Genomic DNA, 1,825 nt, shown 5'->3' with positions numbered 1-1,825 from the left:
AAAAGGTGTAGCGGAGTTATACGGTAGCTCTGTATCCAAAGAGCTCAACTGGAGCATGCTACTAAATGAGCAACAATGTAGCTATTTACAACGTAAATGCGTTAAAAGCAGAAAAAGCCAACCAGAACAAACAATTGGAACATGCTCTGTAACTTATGGAAAAGCTCAAGATAATGTAATCATTTGCCCCCATCGCTTATTAGAGAGAAAGCAAATATTTACTGATTGCATTCACTTGTTGAACACTCACGAGCCAGGAAATGAGTTACACATTATCCCTGAAGTAGGAATTCCAGGAGGTAACGTCGATTACTTCTTGGTATCGGTCCGCCATGGAAAAGTTAAAGACTTCGTAGGTATCGAACTTCAGACTTTAGATACAACAGGAACAGTTTGGCCATTCAGACAGCGTTTCGCAAACTCTATGGGCATACCAGTAGACTTGGCAGATATTGAGTCTTCAAGACCATTTGGCATGAATTGGAAAATGACTGCTAAAACTATATTAGTCCAAATGCACCATAAGCTAGAAACATTTGAACATCTGAATAAGCATCTTGTTTTGGTGGTTCAAAATCATCTATTGGATTATATGAAAAGAGAGTTTTCATTCGGACATATATCTGACAATGCCTTAAATGGTGACTCGTTGCATTTTCACTCTTATAAAAACGTAATGTCCGGAAATGATTACCGAATTGAACTATACGAGCGAAAAAGTACGGATGTGGAAGGTATAAGTAAATGCTTAGGTTTAGAAAGCGAAGCAAAGATAGAACTTGAGGATATAATAGTTAAACTCGAATCAAAACTAAGTGCGACAACATTGTTTACTATCTAAAAAACAATATCTATCTGGCACCCCATCCCTCCAACTAAAATCCTAGATCGCTGGGTCGGTCACACCAGACTGGCCCTGTAATCTCTCTCTAAGGCTTATCCTGCCTAACTTCCTGCACGATGTAGTTCCAGTAACTTTGGCGACGGCGTCGTCGGTCCGGTCTCTATCCGGTCTTTAGCTGCGATTTTAGGATTATTTGAGTTGTGCATTTCTCCCGACGGCGGCGGCAGTAGATGTATTTCCCCTGTTGTCCTGACAGTTGCGACGGTCACGACAGCGCCGACGGTTCTGACAGCCGTGACAATCCCGACAGTAACCAGCTAGATTCACATCCTATTCGACTAACCCAACTCGTAGCCCTAACTCATAGCAGATTCGCGCTGTAATCCGGTGTGCCGTTGGTTTTTCCGGTTCCAGTATGAATACCAGTCCTGTGATTAGCTGCTGTTTCTGGTGCTGTGGTTGAGTTCTGCTGATTACTGACCTAAATCACTTACGAGATAATAGACCGATTACCACTGAGGGTAATCGGTCATCATTGAATGCTGTTTTTTCCTGACTGGCTAGTTCTGAGAGTTTTAGGAACATGGGTGTCCTTCCCGTCACTGAACTAGCTATCCATCCCATACCTATATTAATAACTTCAGCTAATGGACAGGATGTTGGTTATATTTTTGTTGGTTCAGGTGCGGAGTTTTTCTGGGGTTCCGGTCTAGTGTTAAGTGGTATGTATCTGCTGTGATTCGTGCTGTACAGATGAGAGAAGGTTCCGATGGTGGATATCACTCTGATAGGGGAAGTGTGATTCTGTGGTGACATCGTGGAGTCTTTCGGCTGACCTAATGGACCAGAGCTTACCGGAAGTAATTGCGGACAGGATATAGACCGGACCAGAACGAAAAAAGGCTTACGGATTTCTCCATAAGCCTTAAGGAATAATGGTGGCCCCTATGTGACTTGAACACATGACCAATCGATTATGAG

At 42.8% G+C, this 1,825-nt stretch carries 1 protein-coding gene; it reads left to right on the top strand.

All coding sequences use genetic code 11. The features are described 5' to 3' along the window. A partial coding sequence (locus MSG33_RS23450) for a NotI family restriction endonuclease (RefSeq protein ID WP_140319285.1) occupies positions 1–841 on the top strand: 841 nt, incomplete at its 5' end. Between the last annotated feature and the right edge of the window lie 984 nt (positions 842–1,825).

The sequence above is a fragment of the Vibrio sp. 1CM7H genome, assembly GCF_023161645.1.
GTDB classification, from domain to species: domain Bacteria; phylum Pseudomonadota; class Gammaproteobacteria; order Enterobacterales; family Vibrionaceae; genus Vibrio; species Vibrio diabolicus.
The sequence above is the reverse complement of the archived record's forward strand: the minus strand, read 5'-3'. Positions and strand labels throughout refer to the sequence as shown.